Origin of the sequence: Micromonospora sp. HUAS YX12, assembly GCF_040215685.1 — a bacterium.
Lineage (GTDB): Bacteria > Actinomycetota > Actinomycetes > Mycobacteriales > Micromonosporaceae > Micromonospora > Micromonospora tulbaghiae.
In genome coordinates, this window is record NZ_CP157974.1 from 5,046,429 (window position 1) to 5,070,206 (window position 23,778).

20 protein-coding genes are annotated in these 23,778 nt (G+C 74.1%); 8 read left to right on the forward strand and 12 right to left on the reverse strand.

Annotated elements, in window-relative coordinates; genetic code table 11:
* The first annotated feature begins 23 nt into the window (after positions 1-23).
* Positions 24-1,436: a GH1 family beta-glucosidase gene (locus ABIH81_RS24100; RefSeq protein WP_349877154.1), complete on the forward strand. Its 1,413-nt coding sequence runs from the start codon at positions 24-26 to the stop codon at positions 1,434-1,436.
* 28 nt (positions 1,437-1,464) lie between these two features.
* On the opposite strand, the gene ABIH81_RS24105 is transcribed toward ABIH81_RS24100, so the two are convergent.
* Entirely contained in the window at positions 1,465-2,709 is a 1,245-nt protein-coding gene (locus tag ABIH81_RS24105; protein WP_349877155.1) for an ROK family transcriptional regulator, read from the reverse strand.
* A 134-nt stretch (positions 2,710-2,843) separates the two neighbouring features.
* On the opposite strand from ABIH81_RS24105, the gene ABIH81_RS24110 reads away from it, so the two are divergent.
* A complete protein-coding gene (locus ABIH81_RS24110) occupies positions 2,844-4,211 on the forward strand; it encodes a glycosyl hydrolase family 18 protein (protein WP_349877156.1) in 1,368 nt (455 codons plus the stop codon).
* Positions 4,212-4,256: 45 nt separating this feature from the next.
* On the opposite strand, the gene ABIH81_RS24115 is transcribed toward ABIH81_RS24110, so the two are convergent.
* Positions 4,257-5,735 carry a M1 family metallopeptidase gene (locus tag ABIH81_RS24115; protein ID WP_334463411.1) on the reverse strand — a complete coding sequence of 493 codons (1,479 nt, stop codon included), beginning with the start codon at positions 5,733-5,735 and terminating at the stop codon, positions 4,257-4,259.
* Between the two features lie 82 nt (positions 5,736-5,817).
* On the opposite strand from ABIH81_RS24115, the gene sthA reads away from it, so the two are divergent.
* Positions 5,818-7,221 carry a Si-specific NAD(P)(+) transhydrogenase gene (sthA, locus tag ABIH81_RS24120; RefSeq protein WP_349877157.1) on the forward strand — a complete coding sequence of 468 codons (1,404 nt, stop codon included), beginning with the start codon at positions 5,818-5,820 and terminating at the stop codon, positions 7,219-7,221.
* 136 nt (positions 7,222-7,357) lie between these two features.
* Here the strand turns inward: sthA and ABIH81_RS24125 are convergent, their stop codons facing one another.
* The 6 genes from ABIH81_RS24125 to ABIH81_RS24150 form a co-directional block, all read right to left on the reverse strand.
* Positions 7,358-9,145, reverse strand: coding sequence for a gamma-glutamyltransferase family protein (locus ABIH81_RS24125; RefSeq protein ID WP_349877158.1), 1,788 nt, complete (start codon positions 9,143-9,145; stop codon positions 7,358-7,360).
* 11 nt (positions 9,146-9,156) lie between these two features.
* Positions 9,157-10,194 carry an ABC transporter ATP-binding protein gene (locus ABIH81_RS24130; protein ID WP_349877159.1) on the reverse strand — a complete coding sequence of 346 codons (1,038 nt, stop codon included), beginning with the start codon at positions 10,192-10,194 and terminating at the stop codon, positions 9,157-9,159.
* Positions 10,191-11,168, reverse strand: coding sequence for an ABC transporter ATP-binding protein (locus ABIH81_RS24135; RefSeq protein WP_349881189.1), 978 nt, complete (start codon positions 11,166-11,168; stop codon positions 10,191-10,193). The genes ABIH81_RS24130 and ABIH81_RS24135 overlap by 4 nt, the downstream gene beginning before the upstream one ends.
* 149 nt (positions 11,169-11,317) lie before the next feature.
* Positions 11,318-12,199 carry an ABC transporter permease gene (locus ABIH81_RS24140; RefSeq protein ID WP_349877160.1) on the reverse strand — a complete coding sequence of 294 codons (882 nt, stop codon included), beginning with the start codon at positions 12,197-12,199 and terminating at the stop codon, positions 11,318-11,320.
* Complete coding sequence (locus ABIH81_RS24145) at positions 12,196-13,140, reverse strand: ABC transporter permease (RefSeq protein ID WP_349877161.1); 945 nt, start codon at positions 13,138-13,140, stop codon at positions 12,196-12,198. The genes ABIH81_RS24140 and ABIH81_RS24145 overlap by 4 nt, the downstream gene beginning before the upstream one ends.
* Positions 13,140-14,678 (reverse strand): ABC transporter substrate-binding protein, encoded by a 1,539-nt coding sequence (locus ABIH81_RS24150; protein WP_349877162.1) that lies wholly within the window; start codon positions 14,676-14,678, stop codon positions 13,140-13,142. The genes ABIH81_RS24145 and ABIH81_RS24150 overlap by 1 nt, the downstream gene beginning before the upstream one ends.
* A 177-nt stretch (positions 14,679-14,855) precedes the next feature.
* Here ABIH81_RS24150 and ABIH81_RS24155 point away from each other — a divergent pair, with 177 nt between their 5' ends.
* Genes ABIH81_RS24155 through ABIH81_RS24165 form a run of 3 tightly spaced genes read left to right on the forward strand, consistent with a single transcriptional unit; the run spans position 14,856 to position 18,314 of the window.
* A complete protein-coding gene (locus ABIH81_RS24155) occupies positions 14,856-16,484 on the forward strand; it encodes an acyl-CoA dehydrogenase family protein (protein WP_349877163.1) in 1,629 nt (542 codons plus the stop codon).
* A gap of 4 nt (positions 16,485-16,488) precedes the next feature.
* A complete protein-coding gene (locus tag ABIH81_RS24160) occupies positions 16,489-17,316 on the forward strand; it encodes an MOSC N-terminal beta barrel domain-containing protein (RefSeq protein ID WP_349877164.1) in 828 nt (275 codons plus the stop codon).
* On the forward strand, positions 17,313-18,314 hold the full coding sequence (locus tag ABIH81_RS24165) for a PQQ-binding-like beta-propeller repeat protein (protein WP_349877165.1): 1,002 nt from the start codon (positions 17,313-17,315) through the stop codon (positions 18,312-18,314). Before ABIH81_RS24160 ends, ABIH81_RS24165 begins: the two co-directional genes overlap by 4 nt.
* Here ABIH81_RS24165 and ABIH81_RS24170 read toward each other — a convergent pair.
* Positions 18,301-18,870, reverse strand: coding sequence for a GNAT family protein (locus ABIH81_RS24170; protein ID WP_349877166.1), 570 nt, complete (start codon positions 18,868-18,870; stop codon positions 18,301-18,303). The genes ABIH81_RS24165 and ABIH81_RS24170 overlap by 14 nt on opposite strands.
* 34 nt (positions 18,871-18,904) lie before the next feature.
* Here ABIH81_RS24170 and ABIH81_RS24175 point away from each other — a divergent pair, with 34 nt between their 5' ends.
* Positions 18,905-20,113: a MalY/PatB family protein gene (locus ABIH81_RS24175; RefSeq protein ID WP_349877167.1), complete on the forward strand. Its 1,209-nt coding sequence runs from the start codon at positions 18,905-18,907 to the stop codon at positions 20,111-20,113.
* Between the two features lie 8 nt (positions 20,114-20,121).
* Here the strand turns inward: ABIH81_RS24175 and ABIH81_RS24180 are convergent, their stop codons facing one another.
* Together ABIH81_RS24180 and ABIH81_RS24185 are read right to left on the reverse strand one after the other, a co-directional pair.
* Complete coding sequence (locus ABIH81_RS24180) at positions 20,122-21,213, reverse strand: winged helix DNA-binding domain-containing protein (protein WP_349877168.1); 1,092 nt, start codon at positions 21,211-21,213, stop codon at positions 20,122-20,124.
* 20 nt (positions 21,214-21,233) lie between these two features.
* The gene (locus ABIH81_RS24185) at positions 21,234-21,812 is read right to left on the reverse strand and encodes a DinB family protein (RefSeq protein WP_349877169.1); all 579 of its coding nucleotides are present in this window, start codon (positions 21,810-21,812) and stop codon (positions 21,234-21,236) included.
* 86 nt (positions 21,813-21,898) lie between these two features.
* Between ABIH81_RS24185 and ABIH81_RS24190 the strand changes: the two genes are divergently transcribed.
* The gene (locus ABIH81_RS24190; protein WP_349877170.1) at positions 21,899-22,900 is read left to right on the forward strand and encodes a WYL domain-containing protein; all 1,002 of its coding nucleotides are present in this window, start codon (positions 21,899-21,901) and stop codon (positions 22,898-22,900) included.
* A gap of 24 nt (positions 22,901-22,924) precedes the next feature.
* On the opposite strand, the gene ABIH81_RS24195 is transcribed toward ABIH81_RS24190, so the two are convergent.
* Positions 22,925-23,722: a hypothetical protein gene (locus ABIH81_RS24195; RefSeq protein WP_349877171.1), complete on the reverse strand. Its 798-nt coding sequence runs from the start codon at positions 23,720-23,722 to the stop codon at positions 22,925-22,927.
* Between the last annotated feature and the right edge of the window lie 56 nt (positions 23,723-23,778).

The window sequence follows — 23,778 nt, forward strand, 5'->3', positions numbered from 1 at the left end:
ACCCGCTACCCGCGAGGAGAACCATGGACACCGACCTCACCCGCCCGTCATCAGTGGCCGGTCCGGACCCGATCGACACGCTGCCGCCGACCTTCCGGTGGGGGGTGGCGACGTCGTCGTACCAGATCGAGGGCGCGGTGGCCGAGGACGGCCGCACACCGTCCATCTGGGACACGTTCTGCCGGGTGCCGGGAGCGGTGGCCAACGGTGACCACGGCGACGTGGCGTGCGACCACTACCACCGGATGCCGCAGGACGTCGCGCTCATCGCGGACCTGGGGCTGGACACGTACCGGTTCTCGGTGGCCTGGCCCCGGGTGCAGCCGGGCGGGCGCGGTCCGGCGAACATGGCCGGGCTGGCGTTCTACGACCGGCTGGTGGACGAGCTGCTCGGCCGGGGCGTCGAGCCGTGGGTGACGCTGTACCACTGGGACCTGCCGCAGGAACTGGAGGACGCGGGCGGCTGGCCGAACCGGGACACCGCGTACCGGTTCGCCGACTACGCGGAGCTGGTCTTCGCCGCGCTCGGCGACCGGGTCCGCACCTGGACCACGCTCAACGAGCCGTGGTGCTCGGCGATGCTCGGGTACGCCTACGGCGACCACGCCCCGGGCCGGCGCAACCTGGGCGACGGCATCGCCGCGGCGCACCACCTGCTGCTCGGGCACGGGCTGGCGACGCGGCGGCTGCGCGAGGCGGCCCGGTCCCCGATCGAGCTGGGCCTGACGCTGAACCTGTCCACCGCCGACCCGGAGACCGGCAGCGCGGCCGACCGGGACGCGGCGCGGGCCGCCGACGGGCTGGCCAACCGGCTCTACCTCGACCCGGTGCTGCGCGGGGAGTACCCGCAGGACGTGGTCGCGGACCTGGCCGCCGAGGGGGTGCGGATCCCCGTCGAGGACGGTGACCTGGAGGTCATCGCCACCCCGATCGACGTGCTCGGTGTGAACTACTACTTCGGGCAGCTGCACTCCGGGGTGGACGAGCAGGGCCGCGACCGCGACGACGACGGCAAGCCGGTGCGCCGGGTGGTCCGCCGTGACCTGCCGCGTACCGCGATGGACTGGGAGATCGTGCCGGAGTCCTTCACCGACCTGCTGGTGCGGCTGCACCGCGACTACCCGGGCACGCCCCTGGTGATCACCGAGAACGGCGCCGCGTTCGACGACAAGCCGGACGCCGACGGGTTCGTCGCCGACGACGACCGGGTCGGCTACCTCACCGAGCACCTGCGGGCGGTGGCACGGGCCCGGGCGGCCGGCGCGGACGTGCGCGGCTACTTCGCCTGGTCCCTGCTGGACAACTTCGAGTGGGCGTACGGCTACGACAAGCGGTTCGGCATCGTCCGGGTGGACTACGACACGCAGCGCCGCATCCCCAAGCGCAGCGCGCTGTGGTACCGCGACACCGTGCGGCGGGTACGCGGGCAGCGCTGACGCCCGCGCGGCGTGGGGACCGGGCCGGTCAGTGACGGCGGCCCGGTCCCCACGCTGGGGCCGGGCGGGCGGCCGCGTCGCGGAGCACGCCGCCGTCGCGCAGCAGCCGGGTCATCGGCAGGGTGGCCGCGCCCATCGCGACCGCGTCCGGTCCGAGCCGGCACAGCTCGATCGAGGTCTGCGCGTACGGCTGGCGCAGCGCGTGCCGCGCGGTCGCCTCGCGGATCGCGGGCAGGTGCCGTTCGCCCAGGGCCAGCCCGGCCCAGCCGCCGAGCACCACCCGCTCCGGGTTGAACAGGTTCACCAGGTTCGCGACCCCGGCGCCCAGGTAGCCGACCGTCTCGTCGATCACCTTCGCGGCGGTGCGGCCGGCGGAGCGCAGCAGCTCGCCGAAGGCGGTCTCCTCGTCCGCGCCGGGCGCCGGGCGGCCCCGGTTGGCCTGGCGGAACCGGTCCAGCACCGCCTCCGCACCGACGTACGCCTCCAGGCAGCCGAGGTTGCCGCAGCGGCAGCGGCGGCCCCCGTACACGATGGTGGTGTGGCCCCACTCCCCGGCGCTGCTGTGCGCGCCGCGGTAGCCGACGCCGTCGGCGACCACGCTCGCGCCGACGCCGGAGCCGACCAGGGCGACCACCGCGTGCCGGACGCCGCGGCCGGCGCCGAACCACATCTCGGCCTGGCCCAGCGTCTTCGCGCCGTTGTCCACGTGCACCGGTACGTCGGTGCCCGCGCGCAGCATCGCGCCGAGCGGGACGCCGTCCCACCCGAGCGTCTGGGCGTGCACCACGGCGTCGGCGGTGCGCTCGACGGTGCCGGCGACGGCGACGCCGAAGCCGAGCACCGCGGCCGGGTCGACGCCCGCCTGCTCGGTGACGGCGGCGAGGCCGTGCCGCAGGTGAGCGGCGACCCGCTCGGGGTCGGGATCGGCCGCGGCGATCGGGTACTCCGCCTTGGCCAGCGCGGTCATGCTCAGGTCGAACAGCTCCACCTGGACGCGGGTCTCGCCGACGTCGGCGCCGACCAGGTAGCCGTAGCCGGGCGCGACGCGCAGCAGCACGCGGGGGCGGCCGCCGTCGGACTCGACGGAGCCGGCCTCCTCGACCAGGCCCTCGCTGATCATCTCGCCGACCAGGTTGCTGACGCTGGCCAGGCTGAGCGCGGTGGACTGGCCCAGCTCGTGCCGGCTGAGCGGGCCGTCCAGCCAGATCCGGGTCAGCAGGACCGAACGGTTGGCCCGGCGCATGTCGCGCACCGTGGTGCGTCTGGCGTCCACGTCCGCCGCCGTCCTTCCCGGCCGCCCGCGGCGACCTGCGTTCACGCCGTGAACCAAGCGGTGACAGCGTACTGCGCATTTACACTTAACAAAGTTAACTGATAACCTCCGGCGCATCGATGAGGAGGTATGTCATGCGACTCGGACGTGGGATGACCGCTCTGCTCGGTGGCGTCGCGCTGCTCGCCGCCACCGCCGCCGCCCTGCCCGCCACCGCCGCCACGCCGACCGGCGCCGCCGGCACGCTCGTCGCCTGCGACGCGCCGGCCTGGGCCGAGGGCGTCACCTGGACCGCCGGCAGCCGGGCCACCTATGGCGGACGGCTCTACCAGGCGCTCGTCACGCACACCCCGCCGGCCGGCGCGGGCTGGAACCCGGCCGCCGTACCGGCGCTCTGGACCGACCTCGGCGCCTGCACCGGCGGCACGCCGTCGCCGAGCCCCACCACCCGTCCGCCGTCGCCCACGCCCTCCCCGACCGCTTCCCCCACGCGGACGCCGACGCCCACGCCCACGGTGTCGTCCAGCCCGACCACGCCGGGCGGGGACACCTGTGCGCTGCGGTCCCGGCCGTCGGGGAAGGTGCTCCAGGGCTACTGGGAGAACTGGGACGGCGCCGCCAACGGCGTGCACCCCGGGCTCGGCTGGATCCCGGTCACCGACTCCCGGATCACCGGGCACGGCTACAACGTGGTGACCGCCGCGTTCCCGGTCATCCGCGCCGACGGCACCGTGCTCTGGGAGGACGGCATGGACGCCGGCGTCAAGGTGCCCACCCCGGCGCAGGTGTGCCAGGCCAAGGCCGCCGGGCTGACCGTGCTGCTGTCCATCGGCGGCGCCACCGCCGGGATCGACCTCAGCTCCAGCGCCGTCGCCGACCGGTTCGTCGCCACCGTCGTACCGATCCTCAAGCGGCACAACTTCGACGGCATCGACATCGACATCGAGACCGGGCTGACCGGCAGCGGGAACATCAACCAGCTCTCCCCGTCGCAGGCCAACCTGATCCGGATCATCGACGGGGTGCTGGCCCAGATGCCGGCCGGCTTCGGGCTCACCATGGCGCCGGAGACCGCGTACGTCACCGGCGGCAGCGTCACCTACGGCTCGATCTGGGGCGCGTACCTGCCGATCGTCAAGAAGTACGCCGACAACGGGCGGCTGTGGTGGCTGAACATGCAGTACTACAACGGGTCCATGTACGGCTGCGCCGGTGACTCGTACCCGGCGGGCACGGTGGCCGGTTTCGTCGCGCAGACCAACTGCCTCGACGCCGGCCTGGTCGTGCAGGGCACCACCATCCGCGTACCGCTCGACCGGCAGGTCCCCGGGCTGCCCGCGCAGGTCGGCGCCGGCGGCGGCTACATGAGCCCGGCACTGGTGGCCCAGGCGTGGAACACCTACCAGGGACGCCTGAAGGGCCTGATGACCTGGTCGGTCAACTGGGACGGGTCGAAGGGCTGGACGTTCGGCGACAACGTCCGCTCGCTCCAGGGCCGCTGAGACGCGCCGCGGGGCCCCGCCGGACGGGCGGGGCCCCGCGCCGGGTCAGGCGATCTTCTTCGGGGTGATCTTCTTCGGTGTGGTCGGCGAGTCCAGCCAGGCGTTGATCAGCGCGGTGAAGTCCCGGCCGGTCTGCTTGTTGACGAAGGCGATGAACGAGGCCCGGTCCTGCGGCGTGTTGCGCTGCTCCTGGACCCAGGCGCGGGCCAGCGCGAAGAACGCCGCGTCGCCAACCGTCCGGTGGATCTCGCGCAGCATCGCCGCCGGGCACAGGTAGACGTTGCCCTCGGCGAACCGCTTCGGGTCGGGCCGGCCGGGCGGGCCCAGCTTCTTGCGCAGGACGGCGTCACCCTCGCGCAGGTACCGGTCCAGGCTGGCCTCGCTGAGCTTCTGCGTCTCCTTGGTGTACAGGTCCTGGATGTACGTCGCCCAGCCCTCGTTCAGCCACAGGTCCCGCCAGGTGGTGGGCGTGACCGAGTTGCCGAACCACTGGTGGGCGTACTCGTGCAGCAGGTCGCTGCCCCAGCGGTCCCGGCGGGCCGCGGTGTTCTCGATCTTCCGGCCCATCGTGATCATCTGCTGGGTCTCCATGCCCGACGCCGAGTCCACCACCACGACGCCGCCGGAGGGGAACGGGTACGGGCCGAACTTCTTCTCCAGCCACGTCAGGTACTGCGGGGACTTCTTCAGGTACGGCAGCAGCTTGTCGTCCGCGCCCTTGCGGTACCAGTAGGTCAGCGGCACGCCGCGCGGCCCCGCCGCGGTCAGCTTCTGGTACTTCCCCACGGCGAGCGTGGTCAGGTACGTCGCGACCGGGTCGGTGCTGCGGTAGCTGAACGTGGTGCCGGACTGACCGGCGGGCGTGCCGCCGGCGATCGCGGACCAGCCCGCCGGCACCGTCACCCGGATGTCGTAGAGCGCCTCGTCCGACGGCTGGTCGTTCGCCGGGTACCAGGTGAACGCCCCGAACGGCTCCTGCATGGTCCAGAGGCCGCCCTCCTTGGTGACGGTGAGGCCCAGGGCCTCGGTGTCCTTGCGGTGCGAGGGCATCGGGGTCGTCTTCGGCCGGCCGTGGTAGGTGACCACCAGGGTGACCGGCTTGTCGGCCACCACCGGGGCGGACACGGTCAGCTTCTCCTTCGCCACCGCGCCGGGAACCGTCGCGCCGTCCAGCGTGACGCTGTCGACCTGGTAGGGCATGAAGTCGAGGACCAGGTTCGGCGCGTCCTTCACCGGCCGGATCCGCAGCGTGGCGGTGCCGGTGAGGGTGGTGGTCGACGGCGCCCACTCCAGCGCGAGGTCGTAGTGCAGGACGTCCAGCGCGTCGGTGCCCCGGGCCGGATAGACCGGGTCGGCCACCGGCGTCGACCGCCCCGCCTGCCAGGCGGCGTAGTCGACGGCGGGCGCGGTCGGGCTCGGCGGGGTTGAGGCGGAGGGCGTCGCGGCCGGGGCGGCGGGGGTCGTGGTGCACCCGGCGACGAGCAGCGGTCCGAGGAGCATGATCAGGGTTACGGGGCGGCGCATCAGCGCACCCTACGGCAGTGATCAGCTTTCGTGGGGGCGCCTCGGCTGGCACCGGTTGCGAGCCCCTGCCAGGCTGGCGCTCGTGTATGACTACGACCTGCTGGTGCTGGGCTCCGGACCGAGTGGACAGAAGGCGGCGATCGCCGCGGCCAAGCTGGGCCGCCGCGTCGCGATCGTGGACCGCCGCGACATGCTCGGCGGAGTGTGCATCAACACCGGGACCGTGCCCTCCAAGACGCTGCGCGAGGCGGTGCTCTACCTGACCGGGCTGAGCCAGCGCGACCTCTACGGCAGCAGCTACCGGGTCAAGGAGGACATCACCGTCGCCGACCTGGCCGCCCGCACCCAGCACGTGATCACCCGGCAGACCGACGTCATCCGCAACCAGCTGGCCCGCAACAAGGTCTCGCTGATCACCGGCACCGGCCGGTTCGCCGACGCGCACTCGGTCTGGGTGGACGCCGGCTCCGGCCGGGAGACCCGGGTCAGCTTCGACAAGGCGGTCATCGCCGCCGGCACCCGCCCGGCCCGCCCGGACAGCGTCGACTTCGACGACCGCACGATCGTCGACTCCGACGGCGTGATCAACCTCCAGGCCGTCCCGCGCAGCATGGTCGTGGTCGGCGCCGGGGTGATCGGCATGGAGTACGCGTCCCTGTTCGCCGCGCTCGGCACCAAGGTGACTGTGGTCGAGCGCCGCCCGCGGATGCTCGACTTCTGCGACGAGGAGATCGTCGAATCACTGAAGTACCACCTGCGGGACCTGTCGGTGACCTTCCGCTTCGGCGAGGAGGTGGCCGCCGTGGAGAAGCACCGCAGCGCCGCGCTCTGCGTCCTGCGCAGCGGCAAGAAGATCGTCGCGGACACGGTGATGTACTCCGCCGGACGGCAGGGGCAGACCGACGACCTCGCGCTGGAGGCGGCCGGGCTCACCGCCGACCACCGGGGCCGGATCACCGTCGACGCCGACTACCGCACCGCCGTCGACAACATCTACGCCGTCGGCGACGTGATCGGCTTCCCCGCGCTGGCGTCCACCTCGATGGAACAGGGCCGCCTGGCCGCCCAGCACGCCTGCGGGGAACCGGCGCGCGGCATGTCGGACCTGCAACCGATCGGCATCTACACCATTCCGGAGATCAGCTTCGTGGGGAGGACCGAGGAGGAGCTGACCGAGGCGTCCGTCCCGTTCGAGGTGGGCATCGCCCGCTACCGGGAGCTGGCCCGGGGGCAGATCGTCGGCGACTCGTACGGGATGCTGAAACTGCTCGTCTCGCCCGGGGACGGCCGGCTGCTCGGCGTGCACGTGTTCGGCACCGGCGCGACCGAGATCGTCCACATCGGGCAGGCCGTGATGGGTTGCGGCGGCACCGTCGACTACCTGCTCGACGCCGTCTTCAACTACCCCACCCTCGCGGAGGCGTACAAGGTGGCAGCCTTGGACGCCACCAACAAGATCCGCAACATAACCCGAATCGACACCTGACCCCGCCCCGGCCCCGGCCCCGGCCCCGGCCCCGCTGATCTTGCACTTTGGGCCCGCCGAGCGCCCGTTGTGCCCGCTATACCGGGGCCGCAAGTGCAAGATCAACGCGGAAGGGGGCGGGGGCGGGGCGGGAGGGTCAGCGGCCTGTGGCGTAGCCCTGGGCGCCTCGGGGGTTCGCTGCCGCGGAGAGGACTCCGGTGCGCGGGTCGCGTGTCACCGCGCACATGCGGCCCAGGCTCCACGGGTCGGAAAGGCGGACGGTGTGGCCGCGGGCGCGCAGGCCCGCCAGCACGTCGTGGTCGATCCGGTCCTCCAGCACCAGCACGCCCGGCTCGGCCTCGCGCGGATAGAACGACGCCGGGAAGCTCGTCGTGTGCCACGTGGGGGCGTCGATCGCCTCCTGCAACTCCTGCCCGCCGGCCAGGTGCCGCAGCAGGAACAGCAGCTGCCACTGGTCCTGCTGGTCGCCGCCGGGCGTACCGCAGGCCATCACCGGCTCGCCGTCGCGCAGCACGAGCGTCGGGCTGAGCGTGGTACGCGGGCGCCGGCCCGGCCGCAGCGTCGAGGCGAGCCCGTCCTCCAGCCAGCACATCTGCAGCCGGCTGCCGAGCGGGAAGCCCAGCTCCGGGATGGCGGGTGAACTCTGCAGCCAGCCGCCGCTGGGCGTGGCCGAGATGATGTTGCCCCACCGGTCCACCACGTCGACGTGGCAGGTGTCGCCGCGGGTCACGCCGTCGGCCCGTACCGTGGGTTCGCCGGTGCTCGGATCCTGCGGGACGGCCCGGCGGTCCACGCCGGCGCGCAGGTGGGACGGCAGCCGGGGCGGCGCTCCCGCCGGGCTGCCGGGGCGCAGCGACGTGTCGGCGCGGTCGCCGACCAGCGCGGCCCGCGCACGGGCGTAGCCGGCCGACAGCAGCGCGGAGCCCGGCACGTCGGTGTCGCCGTACCACGCCTCCCGGTCGGCGAAGGCGAGCTTCAGCGCCTCGGCCTGCATGTGGATGCCGTCCAGGCTGGACGGGTCGTAGACGGCCGGGTCGTCGAGCGCGTCCAGGATCGAGAGGGTCTGCAGCAGCACCGGGCCCTGGCCCCAGAAGCCGGTCTTGGCGACAGTGTGCCCGTGCCAGTCCAGCGTGACCGGTTCCTCCCAGGTGGCCGACCAGCGGGCCAGGTCGTCGCCGGTGACCAGCCCGGCGTGCGCGCGCCCGCTGGAGTCGCGGAACGGCAGCCGGCTGAACGCGTCGATCGCCTCGGCGACGAAACCCTCCCGCCAGGCGCGCCGGGCCGCCTCGATCTGCGCCTCCCGGTCCGTACCGGCGGCCCGTCCGGCGTCGACGAGGCGGCGCAGCGTGTCCGCGTACGCCGGGTTGGTGACCATCTCCCCCGGCGCGGGCGGGCGGCCGTGGCGGAGCCAGAGGCGCGCGGAGGTCGGCCAGTGGCCGGTGAACAGCGACCGGACCCGCGCCACGGTCTGCCCGGCGGCGCCGACGAGCGGGTGACCGGCGGCGGCGTAGCCGATCGCCGGTTCCAGCACCTCGGCGAGCGTGCGGGTGCCGTGGTCGCGCAGCAGCAGGAGCCAGGCGTCGACCGCGCCCGGCACCACGGCGGCGAGCGGGCCGGCGCCGGGCACGAGGTCCAGGCCCAGCGCGCGGAAGTGCGCCACGGTGGCGGCGGCCGGGGCCGGTCCCTGGCCGCACAGCACCCGCGGCGTGGGGTCGGTCGCGGTGGCGAGGATCGCGGGCACCTCGCCGGCCGGACCGTTGAGGTGCGGCTCCACGACGTGCAGCACGAACCCGGCGGCCACGGCGGCGTCGAAGGCGTTGCCGCCGCGTTCCAGCACGCCCATCGCGGACTGGCTGGCCAGCCAGTGCGTGGACGAGACCATGCCGAACGTGCCGCGCAGCGTCGGCCGGGTGGTGAACGTCATCGGCGGTGAGCCTACGCCGCGCCGGCGGCGTCGGCGCGCGTCGTCGCGCCCTCCTCCCCCGGGCCGCCGTCGCGCTCGCCGTCGAGCGGGAACAGGCACGCGGCGTGGTGGCCCGGACCGACCTCGGCCGGCGCCGGATCGGTCTCGGCGCACGCGGGCCGCGCCTGGGGGCATCGGGTACGGAATCGGCAGCCGCTCGGCGGGTCCACCGGGCTGGGGATGTCGCCGGTGAGCACGATCCGGCGGCGCTCCCGCTCGACGCGCGGATCGGCCACCGGCACCGCCGACAGCAGCGCTGCGGTGTAGGGGTGCGCCGGGCGCCGGTAGATCCGCTCGGGCGGGCCGGTCTCGACGATGCGGCCCAGGTACATCACCGCGATCCGGTCACTCATGTGCTCGACGGCGGCCAGGTCGTGCGCGATGAACAGGTAGGTCAGCCCGAGGTCGCGTTGCAGGTGCCGGAGCAGGTTCATGATCTGCGCCTGCACGCTCAGGTCGAGCGAGGCGATCGGCTCGTCCAGGACGATCAGGTCCGGCTCCCCGGCCAGGGCCCGGGCCACGCCGACGCGCTGGCGCTGGCCGCCGGACAGCTCGTGCGGATAGCGGCCCGCGGTGTCGGCGCGCAGGCCGACCAGGTCCAGCAGCTCGGCGACCCGGGCCCGCCGGGCGGCGGCGGACGTGGCGAGCCGGTGCACGATCAGCGGCTCGGCGATGCTGTCACCGACCGTCCGGCGTGGATCCAGCGACGCCTGCGGATCCTGGAACACCATCGCGACGTGGCGCCGCGTCGCGCGCAGGCGGCGGCGCGACCAGCGGGTCACGTCCGCGCCCGCCACCCGGACCCGCCCGGCGGTCGGGTCGACCAGCCGCAGCAGCGCCAGACCGGCTGTGGACTTGCCGCTGCCCGACTCGCCGACCAGCCCGAGCGTCTCACCCCGGCGTACGGCGAGACTGACGCCGTCCACCGCGCGGACCGTTCCGGCCGGGGTCGGGAAGTGCACCTTCAGGTCGTCCAGCTCGGCGACCACGTCCGGGGTGTCGGCGCTCATCCGGCCTCTCCACGGTAGAAGGTGCGGACCGTGTGCCCGTCGCCGACCGGCGTCAGCGGGGGCAGCTCGTGCTCGCAGCGGGGATCGGCGCGTACCGGGCAGCGTGGCCAGAACGCGCATCCCGGGGGCAGGTCCAGCGGGCTCGGCGGCGACCCGGGGATGGCCACGAGGTCCTCGCCGCGCCGGGACGGGTCCGGCCGGGCCGCCAGCAGCGCCCGGGTGTACGGGTGCGTGGGCGTGTCGAACACCGCGTCCACCGGGCCCTGCTCGACGATGCGTCCCCCGTACATGACCGCGACGGTGTCCGCGATGCCCGCGACCACACCCAGGTCGTGGGTGACCCAGACGACGGCGGTGCCCAGCCGCGCCTGAAGGTCGGCGACCAGCTCGATGATCTGCGCCTGGGTGGTGACGTCGAGCGCGGTGGTCGGCTCGTCGGCGATCAGCAGATCCGGCTCGCAGGCCAGCGCCATGGCGATGGCGACACGCTGGCGCATGCCGCCGGAGAACTGGTGCGGGTACGCGTCGACGCGCCGCGCGGCCGACGGGATGCCCACCAGTTCCAGCAGCTCCACCGCCCGGTCGCGGGCGGCGCGGCGGGTCAGGCCGAGGTGTTCCTCGGCCGCCTCGGTGACCTGCCGGCCCACCGGCAGCACCGGGTTGAGCGAGGTCATCGGATCCTGGAAGACGAACCCGACGTGCCGGCCGCGTACCTTGCGGCGGCGGTCGTCGGGCAGCGCGGTCAGCTCGGTGTCGAGCAGCCGCACCCGGCCGGTGACTGTGGCAGCCCGTGGGGCGAGGCCGGTGGCGGCGAGCAGAGTCATGCTCTTGCCGCTGCCGGACTCGCCGACCAGGGCGAACGTCTCCCCCGGCCGTACCTGCCAGGACACCCCGGCGACGGCACGGACCGGGCCGCGGCGGGTGCCGACGGTCACGGTCAGGTCGTCCACGGACAGCACTGTCGAGTCGGTCATGCGCTCGTGGCCCTCGGTGCGCTCGGTGCGCTCGCTCATGCTGCGCTGGCTGGGCATGCGCTCGTGGCCCTCGCTTCGCTCGGTGCGCTCGCTCATGCTGCGCTGGCTGGGCATGCGCTCGTGGCCCTCACTTCGCTCGGTGCGCTCGCTCATGCGGTGCTCCTGCGTGCCTCGCCCAGGGTGAGCTGGCGCGGGTCGAGCACGTCGCGCAGCGCGTCGCCGACCAGGTTGAACGCCAGCACGGTGAGGAAGATCGCCGCGCCCGGGAACACGCCCAGCCACCACGCGTCGGTGACGAAGCCGCGCCCGTCGAACAGCATCCGGCCCCAGGCCGGCGCGGGCGGCTGGATGCCCAGGCCGAGGAAGGACAGCGCGGCCTCGGAGAGAATGGCGAACGCCAGCGACAGCGACGTCTGCACGATCAGCGGCGCGGCGATGTTCGGCAGCACGTGCCGGCGCATGATGCGCAGGTCGGACGCGCCGATGGAAACGGCGGCCCGGACGAACACCTGCTCGCGTACGGACAGCACGCCGGCGCGGGTGATCCGGGCGAAGATGGGCGTGTAGACCACGCCGATGGCGACCATGGCGGTGAGCAGGCCGGGGCCGAGCACCGCCACGATGGCCACCGCCAGCAGCAGCACCGGGAACGCGAATAGCACGTCCATGCAGCGCATGAGCACGCTGTCCAGCCAGCCCCGGTAGTAGCCGGCGAGCAGCCCGAGCGTCACGCCCGCGACGAGCGCGATGCCGACGCTGACGGCGCCGACCTGCAGTGACACGCGGGCGGCGACGAGGACCCGGCTGAGCACGTCGCGGCCCAGCTCGTCGGTGCCGAACGGGTGCGCGCCGCTGGGCGGGCGCAGCATCTGGTCCACGTCGACGTCGTTGACGCCGGCCGGGGCCAGCCACGGGCCGGCCACGCCCACCACGATCAGCAGCACGAGCACGATCGTGCCGCCGACGGCGAGCGGGTCGCGGCGCAGCGCGTCGAGGACGCGGCGTCCGGTGCTCTCGGTCGTGGCGCTCACCTGACCGTGATCCTCGGGTCGAGGCGGGCGTAGAGGATGTCCACCAGCAGGTTGACCAGCAGGAATAGCGCCGCGACGAGCAGCACCGCGCCCTGCAGGACGGGATAGTCGCGGGCCTGCACGGCGTCGAAGGTGAGCCGGCCGATGCCGGGCCAGGCGAACAGCACCTCGATCACGATGACGCCGCCGAGCAGGCTGGCCAGCTGCACCGCGACCACAGTGACGACCGGGATCAGCGCGTTGCGCAGCACGTGCCGCAGGATCACCACCCGGTTGCGCAGCCCTTTCGCCTCGGCGGTGCGCACGTAGTCGGCGGAGAGCACCTCCAGCACCGAGGAGCGGATGAACCGGGTGAGGATCGACGCGGTGACCAGGCCGACGGTGACCGCCGGCAGCGCCACGTGGGTGGCCCACCGGCCGGGGTCGTCGGTCAGCGCCACGTATCCCGACGGGGGTAGCCAGCCGAGCACCCCGGCGAACAGCAGGATGCCCATGATGCCCATCCAGAAGTCCGGCACCGAGACGCCGAACTGGCTGAACACGCGGGCGGCGTGGTCGACGGCGGAGCCGCTGCGTACCGCCGCGACGATGCCCAGCGGGAACGCGACGAGCAGCGCGAACACCACAGCGGTGACGGCCAGTGACAGCGTGGCGGGCAGCCGTTCCAGCACGATCTGGCTCACCGGCTGGCCGGTACGGAAGCTGACTCCCAGGTCACCGGTGAGCGCGTGCCCGAGGTAGCTGGCGTACTGCACCGGCAGCGGCTGGTCGAGGCCGGCGCGCTCCCGCAGCGCCTCGTACGTCTGCGGGTCGAACCGGGTGCCGAGCGCCACCCGGACCGGGTCGCCCGGCACGAGTTGCAGCAGCAGGAACACCACAAGGGTCACACCGACCAGCACGACCGCCGACTGGAGTACCCGCCGCAGGACGAAGCGGGCCATCACTTGGCCAGGGCGACCGACCGGAACCGGATCGCCCGATCGGTGCGCACGTCGTAGCCGGAGACCTTCTTCGACCAGCCCTGCACCACGTCCGGGTTGTAGAGGTAGAGGTAGCTGGCGTCGTCGACGATCTGCTTCGCCGCCTGTTCGTACGCCTGCTTGCGGGCGCCCTGGTCGGTCTGGGTGCGGGCGTCGTCGAGCAGCTTGTCCACCGCCGGGTTCTTGTACTTGTGGAAGTTGAACGTGCCGCCGCTGTGGTGCTGGGCGTAGTAGAACTCGTCCGGGTCGATGTTGCCGAGCCAGCCGAGCATGAACCCGTCGAAGTTGCCCTTGGCCTGCTCGTCGAGCCACTGGGCGAAGTCCAGCGTACGGATCTTGACGGTGATGCCGACGGCCTTGAGCTGCGCGGCGATGACCTGCGCGGCGGTGACCGTCTCCGGGTACTCGCTGGTGACCATCAGGTCCATGGTCAGGTTGCTCACGCCGGCCTGGCCGAGCATCTGCTTCGCCTTGCCCGGGTCGTGGCTGTAGGGCGCGTAGTCGTAGTAGAAGGCGCTGGCCTTCGGGATGGCGGTCTGGTTGACCGTGGCCAGGCCGAACTTCGCCGCCTTGGTGATCGCCTCGCGGTCCAGCGCGTACCCGATCGCGCGCCGCACCTCGGGGTTGTCGAACGGCTTGCGGGCCTCGTTGAGCGCCACGTACCAGTAGTCGGTCGAGGGCGCCGACTCCACCACCGGATCGTCGCCGTCCTGCAACGACTTCACCTGCTGGGGTGGCAGGTTGTCGGTCCACTGGACCTGGCCGCTGCGCAGGTTCTGCAGCGCCACGGTGGGATCCTTCACGAAGGTGAACGTGACGCCGTCCAGCTTCGGCTTCTCGCCCCAGTAGGAGTCGTTGCGCACCAGCTTGACGCTGTCGCCGGAGGTGTAGCCGGCCACCTTGAACGGGCCGCTGCCGACCGGTGCGGTCTTCACCGCGCCGGACTCGACGTTGGACTTCTCCACGATCGCCACGCCCTTGAACCCGCCGAGGTTCGCCAGGAGGTTCGGCGTGGGCGCGCTCAGCGTCACCACCACGGTCGCCGGGTCGGGCCCGGTGACCGACTTGACGGTGGCGAACTTGTACGCGTTGTTCAGCTTCTGCTTGATGATCCGCTCGAAGGAGTAGACGACGTCCTCGGAGGTCAGCGGCGACCCGTCGGAGAACGTGACGCCCTCGCGCAGCGTGAACGTCCAGGTGAGCTGGTCGGCGCTGGTGGTCCACTTGGTCGCCAGCGACGGCACCATCTTCAGGTCGGCGTCCGGCTCGACGAGCGTGTCGTAGACGTTCTCCAGCACCTGGAAGCTGTAGTAGGCCGAGGTCTTGTGCGGGTCGAGCTGGTCCGGCTCGCCGCCGATCGCGGCGTTGAGGACTCCACCGGCGCCGCCGGCGTTCCCCCCGCCGCCGACGTCGACCGCCTCGCCTCCGGTGCATCCGGACAGGACGCCGACTGTCAGTGTGAGTGCGGCGCCGAGCACGCCGAGCTTTTTCCTGGACACAGGCCCCCCTAGCCACTTCCCGGACAAAAGAAAGTTTCGGCGAGTCTTCTCCCCGAGCGGGATGATGTCAACGAATGCCGCCAAATTGACTGGTCGGCCGCCGCTTGCCGGTGCGGCGTGAACGGTGGTTCAATCCGGGCCCGACCCGATCCGCCACCCGCGCTGGGAGTTGCCGCCGTGACCACACACGAGGTCGTCAACCAGGTCCCGCCGATGGTCGGCCACGACACCGCCGACGACCCGGCGCTGTGCGACGGCGTGGCCCGCGAGGGCGCCGGCTGGGCGCTGCCCGGGCTGCACGAGCTGGGCCGGCTCGCCGGTGGTGAGGAGGCCGCCGAACACGGGCGGCTCGCCAACGAGCACCCGCCGGTGCTGCGCACCCACGACCGGTACGGCCACCGGATCGACGAGGTGGAGTTCCACCCGTCCTGGCACGAGCTGATGCGTACCGCCGTCGGTCACGGCCTGCACGCCGCGCCGTGGGCCGACGACCGGCCGGGCGCGCACGTGGCCCGCGCGGCCGGCTTCTACCTGTGGCGACCCGACGCCGGGCACGGCTGCCCGATCTCGATGACGTACGCGGCGGTGCCCGCGCTGCGGCACAGCCCGGACCTGGCCGCCCGCTACGAGCCGCTGCTCACCACCCGCGAGTACGACTTCGGGCTGCGCCCGCCGCAGACCAAGCGCGGCCTGCTCGCCGGCATGTCGATGACCGAGAAGCAGGGCGGCTCGGACGTCCGCGCCAACACCACCACGGCCCGGCCCGAGCCGGACGGCAGCTACCGCCTCGTCGGGCACAAGTGGTTCACCTCGGCGCCCATGTGCGACCTGTTCCTCACCCTCGCGCAGGCGCCCGGCGGCCTCACCTGCTTCCTGGTCCCCCGGGTGCTGCCAGACGGCGGCCGCAACCCGATGCGGCTGATGCGGCTCAAGGACAAGCTCGGCAACCGCTCCAACGCCTCCGCCGAGGTCGAGTACGAGCACGCGGTGGCGTGGCGCGTCGGCGACGAGGGCCGGGGCGTGCGCACCATCATCGACATGGTCAACCTGACCCGGCTCGACTGCGTGATCGGCGCCGCGGCCGGGATGCGCCACGGTGTCACCACCGCCGTGCACCACGCCACCCACCGGCGGGCGTTCGGCGACTACCTCGCCGACCAGCCGCTGATGCGCAACGTGCTGGCCGACCTGGCCGTCGAGTCCGAGGCCGCGACCGTGCTGATGATGCGGCTGGCCGGGGCGACCGACCGGTCGGCGCGCGGCGACGACGGCGAGACCGCGTTCAAGCGCCTCGCCCTCGCCGTCGGCAAGTACTGGGTGTGCAAGCGCTGGCCGGGGCACGCCGCCGAGGCGCTGGAGTGCCTGGGCGGCAACGGCTACGTGGAGGAGTCCGGCATGCCGCGGCTGTTCCGCGAGTCGCCGCTGAACTCGATCTGGGAGGGCGCCGGCAACGTCGCCGCGCTGGACGTGCTGCGCGCGCTCACCCGGGAACCGCAGGTGCTCGCCGCGTACGAGGCGGAGGTGGCCGCCGCCGCCGGCGCGGACGCCCGGCTGGACGCCTCGGTGCGCCGGGTGCGCGACGAACTCGCCGACCACACCGACCTGGAGCTGCGCGCCCGGCGGGTGGTGGAGCGGCTGGCGCTGGTGCTCCAGGGCGCGCTGCTGGTGCGCCACGGCCACCCGGCGGTCGCCGACGCGTTCTGCGCCTCCCGGCTCGACGGCGACCACGGTCAGGCGTACGGGACGCTGCCGGGCGGGCTGGACCTCGCAGCGATCATCGACCGCGCCACCCCGAAGATCGGCTGAGGGCGTGGTGACGCGACTCGCCTCGGTGCACCTGTACCCGGTCAAGTCCCTCGGCGGCGTCGACGTCGACCGGGCCGACGTCGAGCCGTGGGGGTTGCGTCACGACCGCCGCTGGGTGGTGCTGCGCCCCGACGGCGGCAAACTGGGCTCGACCGCCCTGCCCGCGCTGCTCGGCCTGACCGCCGCCCCCGGCTCCGGGTCGATCACGCTCACCGCCCGCGACGGGTCGTCGCTGACCGTCGCCGAACCGGTGGACGGGCCGCCGGTCGCCACCGACGTGTCCCGGCTGGACACGGTCCGGCTCGCCGCCGACGAGGCCCACGACTGGCTCTCCGCGCGGCTGGGCCGGCCCGTACGGCTGGCCTGGCTGGACGACCCGCGCCGCCGGCCGATGTCGGCCGAGCACGGCGGCGGCCCCGGTGATCCGCTGAACCTGTCCGACGCCGGACCGCTGCTCGTGGCCACACTGCCGTCGCTGCGGCGGCTGCGGGACTGGATCGTCGAGGGCGCGCTGGAACGCGGCGAGCCCGCGCCGGAGCCGCTGGCGATGGCCCGGTTCCGGCCGACTGTGGTGCTGGACGGGCCGTTCGCGCCGTTCGCCGAGGACGGCTGGAGCCGGGTACGCATCGGCGCCGTGGACTTCCGGGTCTCCGAACGCTGCGACCGCTGCTCGGTCACCCTGATCGACCCGGAGACCCTCGCCGGCGGGAAGGAGCCGATCCGCACGCTGGCCCGGCACCGGCGCCACGACGGGAAGACCTGGTTCGGCATCCGGCTCGTGCCGCTGACCACGGGCGAGATCCGGGTCGGCGACGAGTGCCACGCGACATGACCGGCCGCACCGGCGCGCGGCGGGTCGGGGTGCGGTGGAGCAGACCGTCACACATGCGCGGCCGGCAGGCCGTCGCGGTGGCGTCCGGGTACGTGGTGGCGCACGAACGCGGCACCCGCCTGGCCGGGCTGGACGCCGCGACCGGCGCCGCGCGCTGGGACGTACCGCTGGGCGCCTGGCCCCGGGCGGTGGTCGTGGCGGGCGATCGGTGCTGGGCGCTGCCGCAGAACCGGGACGAGGTGGACTGCCTCGACCTGCGTACCGGCGAACTGGTGTGGCGCACCGCGGTGCCACGGTTCACCGGCCACCTCGTGGTCGCCGGGGACACCGTGCTGGTGGGCGGGTGGCGCGGGTACACCGCGCTGCGGGCGCTGCACCGGGAGACCGGGACGCTCCGGTTCGCCACCGCCGCGAGGGTGGCCACGCTACGGCCCGTGGTGGCCGGCGGCGTCGTCCTGGTGGGCACCCCGGACGTGTCCGAGCTGCGGATGCTCGACCTCGGCTCCGGCGCCGAGGTGCGCCGGCTCGCCCTGCCCGAGCCGCTGGCGGACAGCGACGACCGGCCCACCCTCGTCGCCGTGGACGGCGACCACGTGCTGCTCCGGTGCGGCCCCGGCACGGTCTGGCGGGTCCACGCCGGATCCGGCGACGGCGAGGAGTTCTTCCGCGCCGAGGCCGGCCTCGCCCCGGACGCGCCGTGCGTCACGGGCGCCCTCGCCTGGCTACGCGACAGCCTGGGCGGCCTGACCGCCGTCGACCTGACCACCGGCGGTGTCCGGCGGCGCGTCGGTCCGGGCGACCCGCCGGTCCCCGGCGTGGCGCCGGCCGGCGACTGTCACCTGGTCGCGCGCCGGTCCGGCATCCTCCTGCGCGTGGACGACGACGGCGTCCACGAGTGGGCCACCGCGCTACGCCGGATCGACTCCCTGCACGCCCTCGGCCCGGGCACCGTGCTGCTCGCCGGGGCGGGCGGACTGAGCGCGGTCAGCCCGCCGTGACCGGCCGGGACCGCCACTCGCCGGCCAGGATCGCGTAGACGAGCTGGTCGGCCCACCCGCCCCGGAACCGGTAGCTGCGCACGTGCCGCGCCTCCCGCCGCATCCCGAGCCGGGCCATCAGGCGGGCCGACGGCTCGTTGTCCGCGTGGCAGCGGGCCACCACCCGGTGCAGCCCGAACTCGCCGAACCCCCAGTCCAGCAGCGCGCCGGCCGCCTCGGTGGCCAGCCCCCGGCCGCCGTGGGCGGGGTGGAAGACGTACCCCAGCTCGGCCGTGCGGTCCGCCGCGCTGCGCCACACCAGCTCGACCGCGCCGATCACCCGCGCGTCGCACACCACGGCGAGCGTCAGGCAGTCGCCCTCCGCGCGCAGCGCGTCCTCGCCGGTCATCGCGGCCACCGACGACAGGGACTCCGCCCGGGTACGCGGAGCGGCGCCGGCCATCCAGCGGACCACATCCGGGCGGCGTTGCCAGGCGTGCACGTCGTCGAGGTCGCCGAGCGTGACCGGGCGCAGCAGCAGCCGGGGTGTGCGCAGCGGGTACGCCGGGTGGGTCATCGGGCGATGGTAGGAGGAACCTAGGGTGGGCCGCATGGTCGTTTCCGCCGACGACGGCAACCCGCTCACCCGGCTCACACTCGACCAGCTCCGGCAGCGCACCAGCGCGAAGTGGCGGCTGTACCCGCCGGACGTGCTGCCGCTGTGGGTCGCCGAGCAGGACGTGCCGCTGGCGCCGCCGGTGGCCGAGGCGCTGCGCCGGGCGGTCGAGCTGGGCGACACCGGCTACTCGTACGGCACCGCGTACGCCGAGGCGGTCGGCGGGTTCGCCGCGCAGCGGTGGGACTGGGCCGACTTCCCGGTCGGCCGCACCACGCTGGTGCCGGACGTGATGATGGGCACAGTCGAGGTGCTGCGCCTGGTCACCGGCCCGGGCGACGCGGTGGTGGTCACTCCCCCGGTCTACCCGCCGTTCTACGCGTTCGTCACCAGCGCCGGGCGGCAGGTCCTCGAGGCGCCGCTCGGCGCGGACCAGCGGCTCGACCCGGCCGCGCTGGAGGAGGCGTTCCGCCGGGCCCGCGCGATCGGCGGCCGGCCGGCGTTCCTGCTCTGCAACCCGCACAACCCGACCGGTGTGGTGCACCGGCCCGGCGAGCTGGCCACAGTCGCCGAGCTGGCCGCCCGCCACGGCGTACGGGTGGTGGCCGACGAGATCCACTCGCCGCTGGCGCTGCCCGGCGCGCGGTTCACCCCGTACCTGACAGTGCCGGGCGCGGAGAACGCGTTCGCGCTGGTGTCGGCGTCGAAGGCGTGGAACCTGGCCGGGCTCAAGGCGGCGCTGGCGGTCGCCGGGCCGGACGCGGCGGACGACCTGGCCCGGATGCCGGAGGAGGTCAGCCACGGCCCCAGCCATCTCGGGGTGCTCGCGCACACCGCGGCGTTCCGGGCCGGCGGGCCGTGGCTGGACCGGCTGCTCGACGGCCTGGACGCGAACCGGGCGCTGCTCGGGTCGCTGCTGGCCGAGCACCTGCCCACGGTGTCGTGGCGGCCGCCCGAGGGCACGTACCTGGCCTGGCTGGACTGCCGGCGCCTCGGCGTGCCCACCGAGGGGGGCGACGGGCCGGGAGTGGCGAGCGACCTGGCCGGGCCGGCGCGGATGTTCCTCGACCGGGCGCGGGTGGCGCTCAGCTCCGGGCACGTCTTCGGCGCCGGTGGCGCCGGCTTCGTGCGGCTCAACTTCGCCACCTCCCCGGCCGTGCTCACCGAGGCGGTCACCCGGATGGGCCGGGCCGTGCGCGCCTGACGTGCGGCTCAGCGCACGGCGACGCGTACCCGATGGTTCTCCCCCTCGGACAGGAACGACGCCAGCGCGGCGCCCTCCTCGGCGGCGGCCGTGCGCTCGGCGCGGGTGAACGCGCGCAGCGGCGTGACCACCACGACGCCCGCGTCGACCGTCCAGGTGGCGGCCACCCGGCCGTCGACGAGCACGAACCGGGCCCCGGCCACGGAGAGGTGGCGGTGGGCGTCGTCGATGATCCGGCTGCGGTCGTGATAGCCGAGCACGGCGTTGTCGAAGGCGGGCAGGAACCGTACCGGCGCGGGGGTGTCCGGGTCGGGCCGGGGCGCGCCGGGCAGGTCGAGCAGCGTCCGGCCGCGCGCGTCCCGGAAGGTCACCAGCTCGTCGCGGACCGCCGCCACCGCCGCGGGCAGCCCGGCGAGGCCGCACCAGGCACGCAGGTCCGCCGACGCGGCCGGACCGAACGCGGCCAGGTAGCGCCGCACCAGCGCCCGCCCGGCCGGGTCGTCGCCGTCCGGGCCGGGCGGGTCGGCGTCGCGGCCCAGCCACCGGGCCAGAGCGACGGTACGGACGCCGGCCGTGGCCCGCCACAGTCCGCGCGGCGGCGCCTGCACGGCCGGCACCAGCGCGAGCACGATCTCGCCGAGCGCCCGGCGATCCGTCGCGGGCCATCGCGCGGCGAGCGCCCCCACGATCTCGGCGTTGGTACGGGGCTCGCCGTCGGCGAGGATCTCGCGGGCCGCCGCGGCGAGTTCGTCGAGGTCGACGCCGTCGAGCTCGCCGCGGTAGACACCCAGCACCCGCTGGCGCAGCATCGCGTCGTGCCGGGACCGCCAGGCCAGCACGTCGTCCGCCGCGAGCAGGTGCACGGTACGGCGCATCAGGTGGGTACGCACCAGGCGGCGGCGCACCAGCAGGTCCGACAGGACCGCCGGGTCGAAGGCCCGCAGCCGCGACCAGAGCCCGGCGTACGGCTCCTGCGGCTCCTGTGCCTGCAACCCGCACAGGTGCGTCACGGCCTCGGTCACCGGCAGGCCGGCGCGGTCCAGCAGCAGTTGCCGGGCGAGCGCCGCCCGGTTGAGCGCACGCTGGTCGAGCACTGTCACGGCTGCGGTCTCCGGCCGGCTCAGGTGGTGGTCTGCCCGTCGATCGTCTCGCGCAGGATGTCCGCGTGCCCGGCGTGCTGGGTGGTCTCGGCGATGACGTGGATCAGCACCCGCCGGATGCTGCGGACCGAGCCCGGCTCGTTCCACGGCGCGTCCGGCACCGGCCAGGTCGCCGACATGTCCTCGACGGCGGCGACGATCTCCTCGGTGCGGGCGGCGACGCGGGCGTACCGGTCCAGGATGGCCGGCAGCGTGTCCTCGGGCAGCATCTGGAAGTCCCGCTCCCGGTCGATCGCCCACTGCGGCAGCTCGCGGGCCTGGCCGGACATGAAGTCCTCCCAGGTGACGCCCTCGGGCAGGGCGAAGGACATCACCGAAGGGCCTTCGACCACGAACCGCAGCCACGCCTCCTCGGCGGACGCGACGTGCTTGATCAGGCCACCCAGGCAGAGCGCGCTGACGGTCGGCTTCTGCCCGGCCTGCTCGTCGGTGAGGCCGCGCACCGTGTTGATCAGCATGTTCCGGGCTTCGGCGAGCTCCGCCAGCAGGTCGGCCCGCTCGGCGTCGAGGGTGGTGGGGCTCGTGGTGGTGCCGGTCATCGTCATCGGTTCCTTCCGGTCCTGATCGGGTACGGGTCCACCCTCGCAGGCATAGCGGTCAGGAAGTGTCCTCTTCTCGCGGCAGAATGCGTGTCGTGCCGAAGACCTCCGCCCGACTGCTCTCCCTGCTGTCCCTGTTGCAGGCGCGACGGGACTGGCCGGGATCGCTGCTCGCCGAACGCCTGCGGGTCAGCCCGCGTACCGTGCGCCGCGACGTCGACCGGCTGCGCGAGCTGGGCTATCCGATCGAGAGCGCCAAGGGGCCGGACGGCGGCTACCGGCTGGGCGCCGGTTCCGCGCTGCCGCCGCTGCTCTTCGACGACGAGCAGGCGGTCGCGCTCACCGTGGCGTTGCAGACCGCCGCCGGCGGCGTGACGGGCATCGAGGAGGCGGCCGCGCGGGCGCTGACCACGGTGCGGCAGGTGATGCCGGCGCGGCTGCGGCACCGGGTGGACGCGCTGCGGGTCGTCGACGTGCAACGCGCCGGTACGCCCGCCCGGCACCGGGTGGAACCGGCGCTGCTGATGACGTTGAGCGCCGCCGTGCACGCCCGCGAGGAACTGCGCTTCGACTACGAGTCGGTGTCCACAGCCCCGCCGGTGCCGGGCCGGCCGCCGCGCCGGGTGCAGCCGCATCACCTGGTCACCTGGGGCGGGCGCTGGTACCTCGTCGCCTGGGATCTCGACCGCGACGACTGGCGCACGTTCCGGGTCGACCGGATCAGCCCGCGTACGCCCACCGGCCCCCGGTTCACGCCACGCGAGCTGCCCGGCGGGGACGTGGCCGCGTACGTCGCCGGCCGGTTCAAGGGCGCCACCGGGCCGGGTGACTGGCCCTGCCGGGGCGAGGTGATCCTCGACCTGCCCGCCCGCGTGGTGTCCGGGTGGACGCGCGACGGGATCGTCGAGGAACTGGGCGCGGACCGCTGCCGGCTGGTGCTCGGCGCCTGGTCCTGGCCCGGGCTGGCCGCCGTGCTCGGCCGCTACGACGCCGACATCGAGGTGATCGGGCCACCCGAGTTGCGGGACGCGTTCGCCCGCCTGGCCCGCCGCTACGCCGCCGCCGCGGAGGCCCGGCGCCACGGTTAGCCGGGTGGACGTGGGCGATCGCCGCTAGCTGTGCGGGCGGGCCCGGTTGGTGGCCCGCCACGAGGGCCAGCCCTCCGGCCACGTGTCGGGCCAGTCGTCGCCGCCCTGACCGGGGCCGGCGAACGCGCCGTCCCGCGGGCCGACCACGTCCCGCGCCAGGTGCTCGGCGATGTCGGCGACATCGGCTGCGGACAGGCGTACCCAGCCGTAGAACCGGGCGCCCAGGGCCCGGTCCACCAGCGTGGCGCTCCGCTCCTCCGGCAGGCCGGCGGCGGTCAGCAGCCAGGTGAGGACCCGGTCGCACCAGCCCTGCCACCCGTCGTCGTCCTCGACCCAGGCCACCGTCGCGGTCAGCAGCTCGGTGATCGCCGCCTCCCAGGCCGCGACGGTGTCGCCCGGCCCGGCCGCGGCGCGCAGCGACGGCAGCAGGCGGCCGAACCGGTCGGCTGTCCCCTCCAGCCAGCGCCGCCACCGCGTCAGCTCCTGGGCGACCAGGACCAACGTCTCCTCGGGGCTGGTGACGACCGGCGCCCAGCGATCCCACGTCACGTGCGGAGCCATCCCCCAGCCGAAGGCCCACGGGCCGTACTCGCGCACCAAGGCGTCGGCCATCGCCGTGTTCCACTCCAGCGACTGCTGGCAGGCCCGCCGGTACGCGTCCCAGGCCACCGGATCGCCGGGCCGCAGGGACGGGAAGGCGGGCGCGGCGGGTGGCACCGGGCGCGCCAGGCGCCGTATCACGTCCACCGCGGCGGCCGGGTCGTACGGGTGGGCGGCGGGATCGACCTGCGCCCAGCGGTTCAGCCGGACCACACTCGTCATCACCGCCACTCTAGGACGATCCACGCTTTCGGCGCCGCCCCGATCCTGGGCGGCGC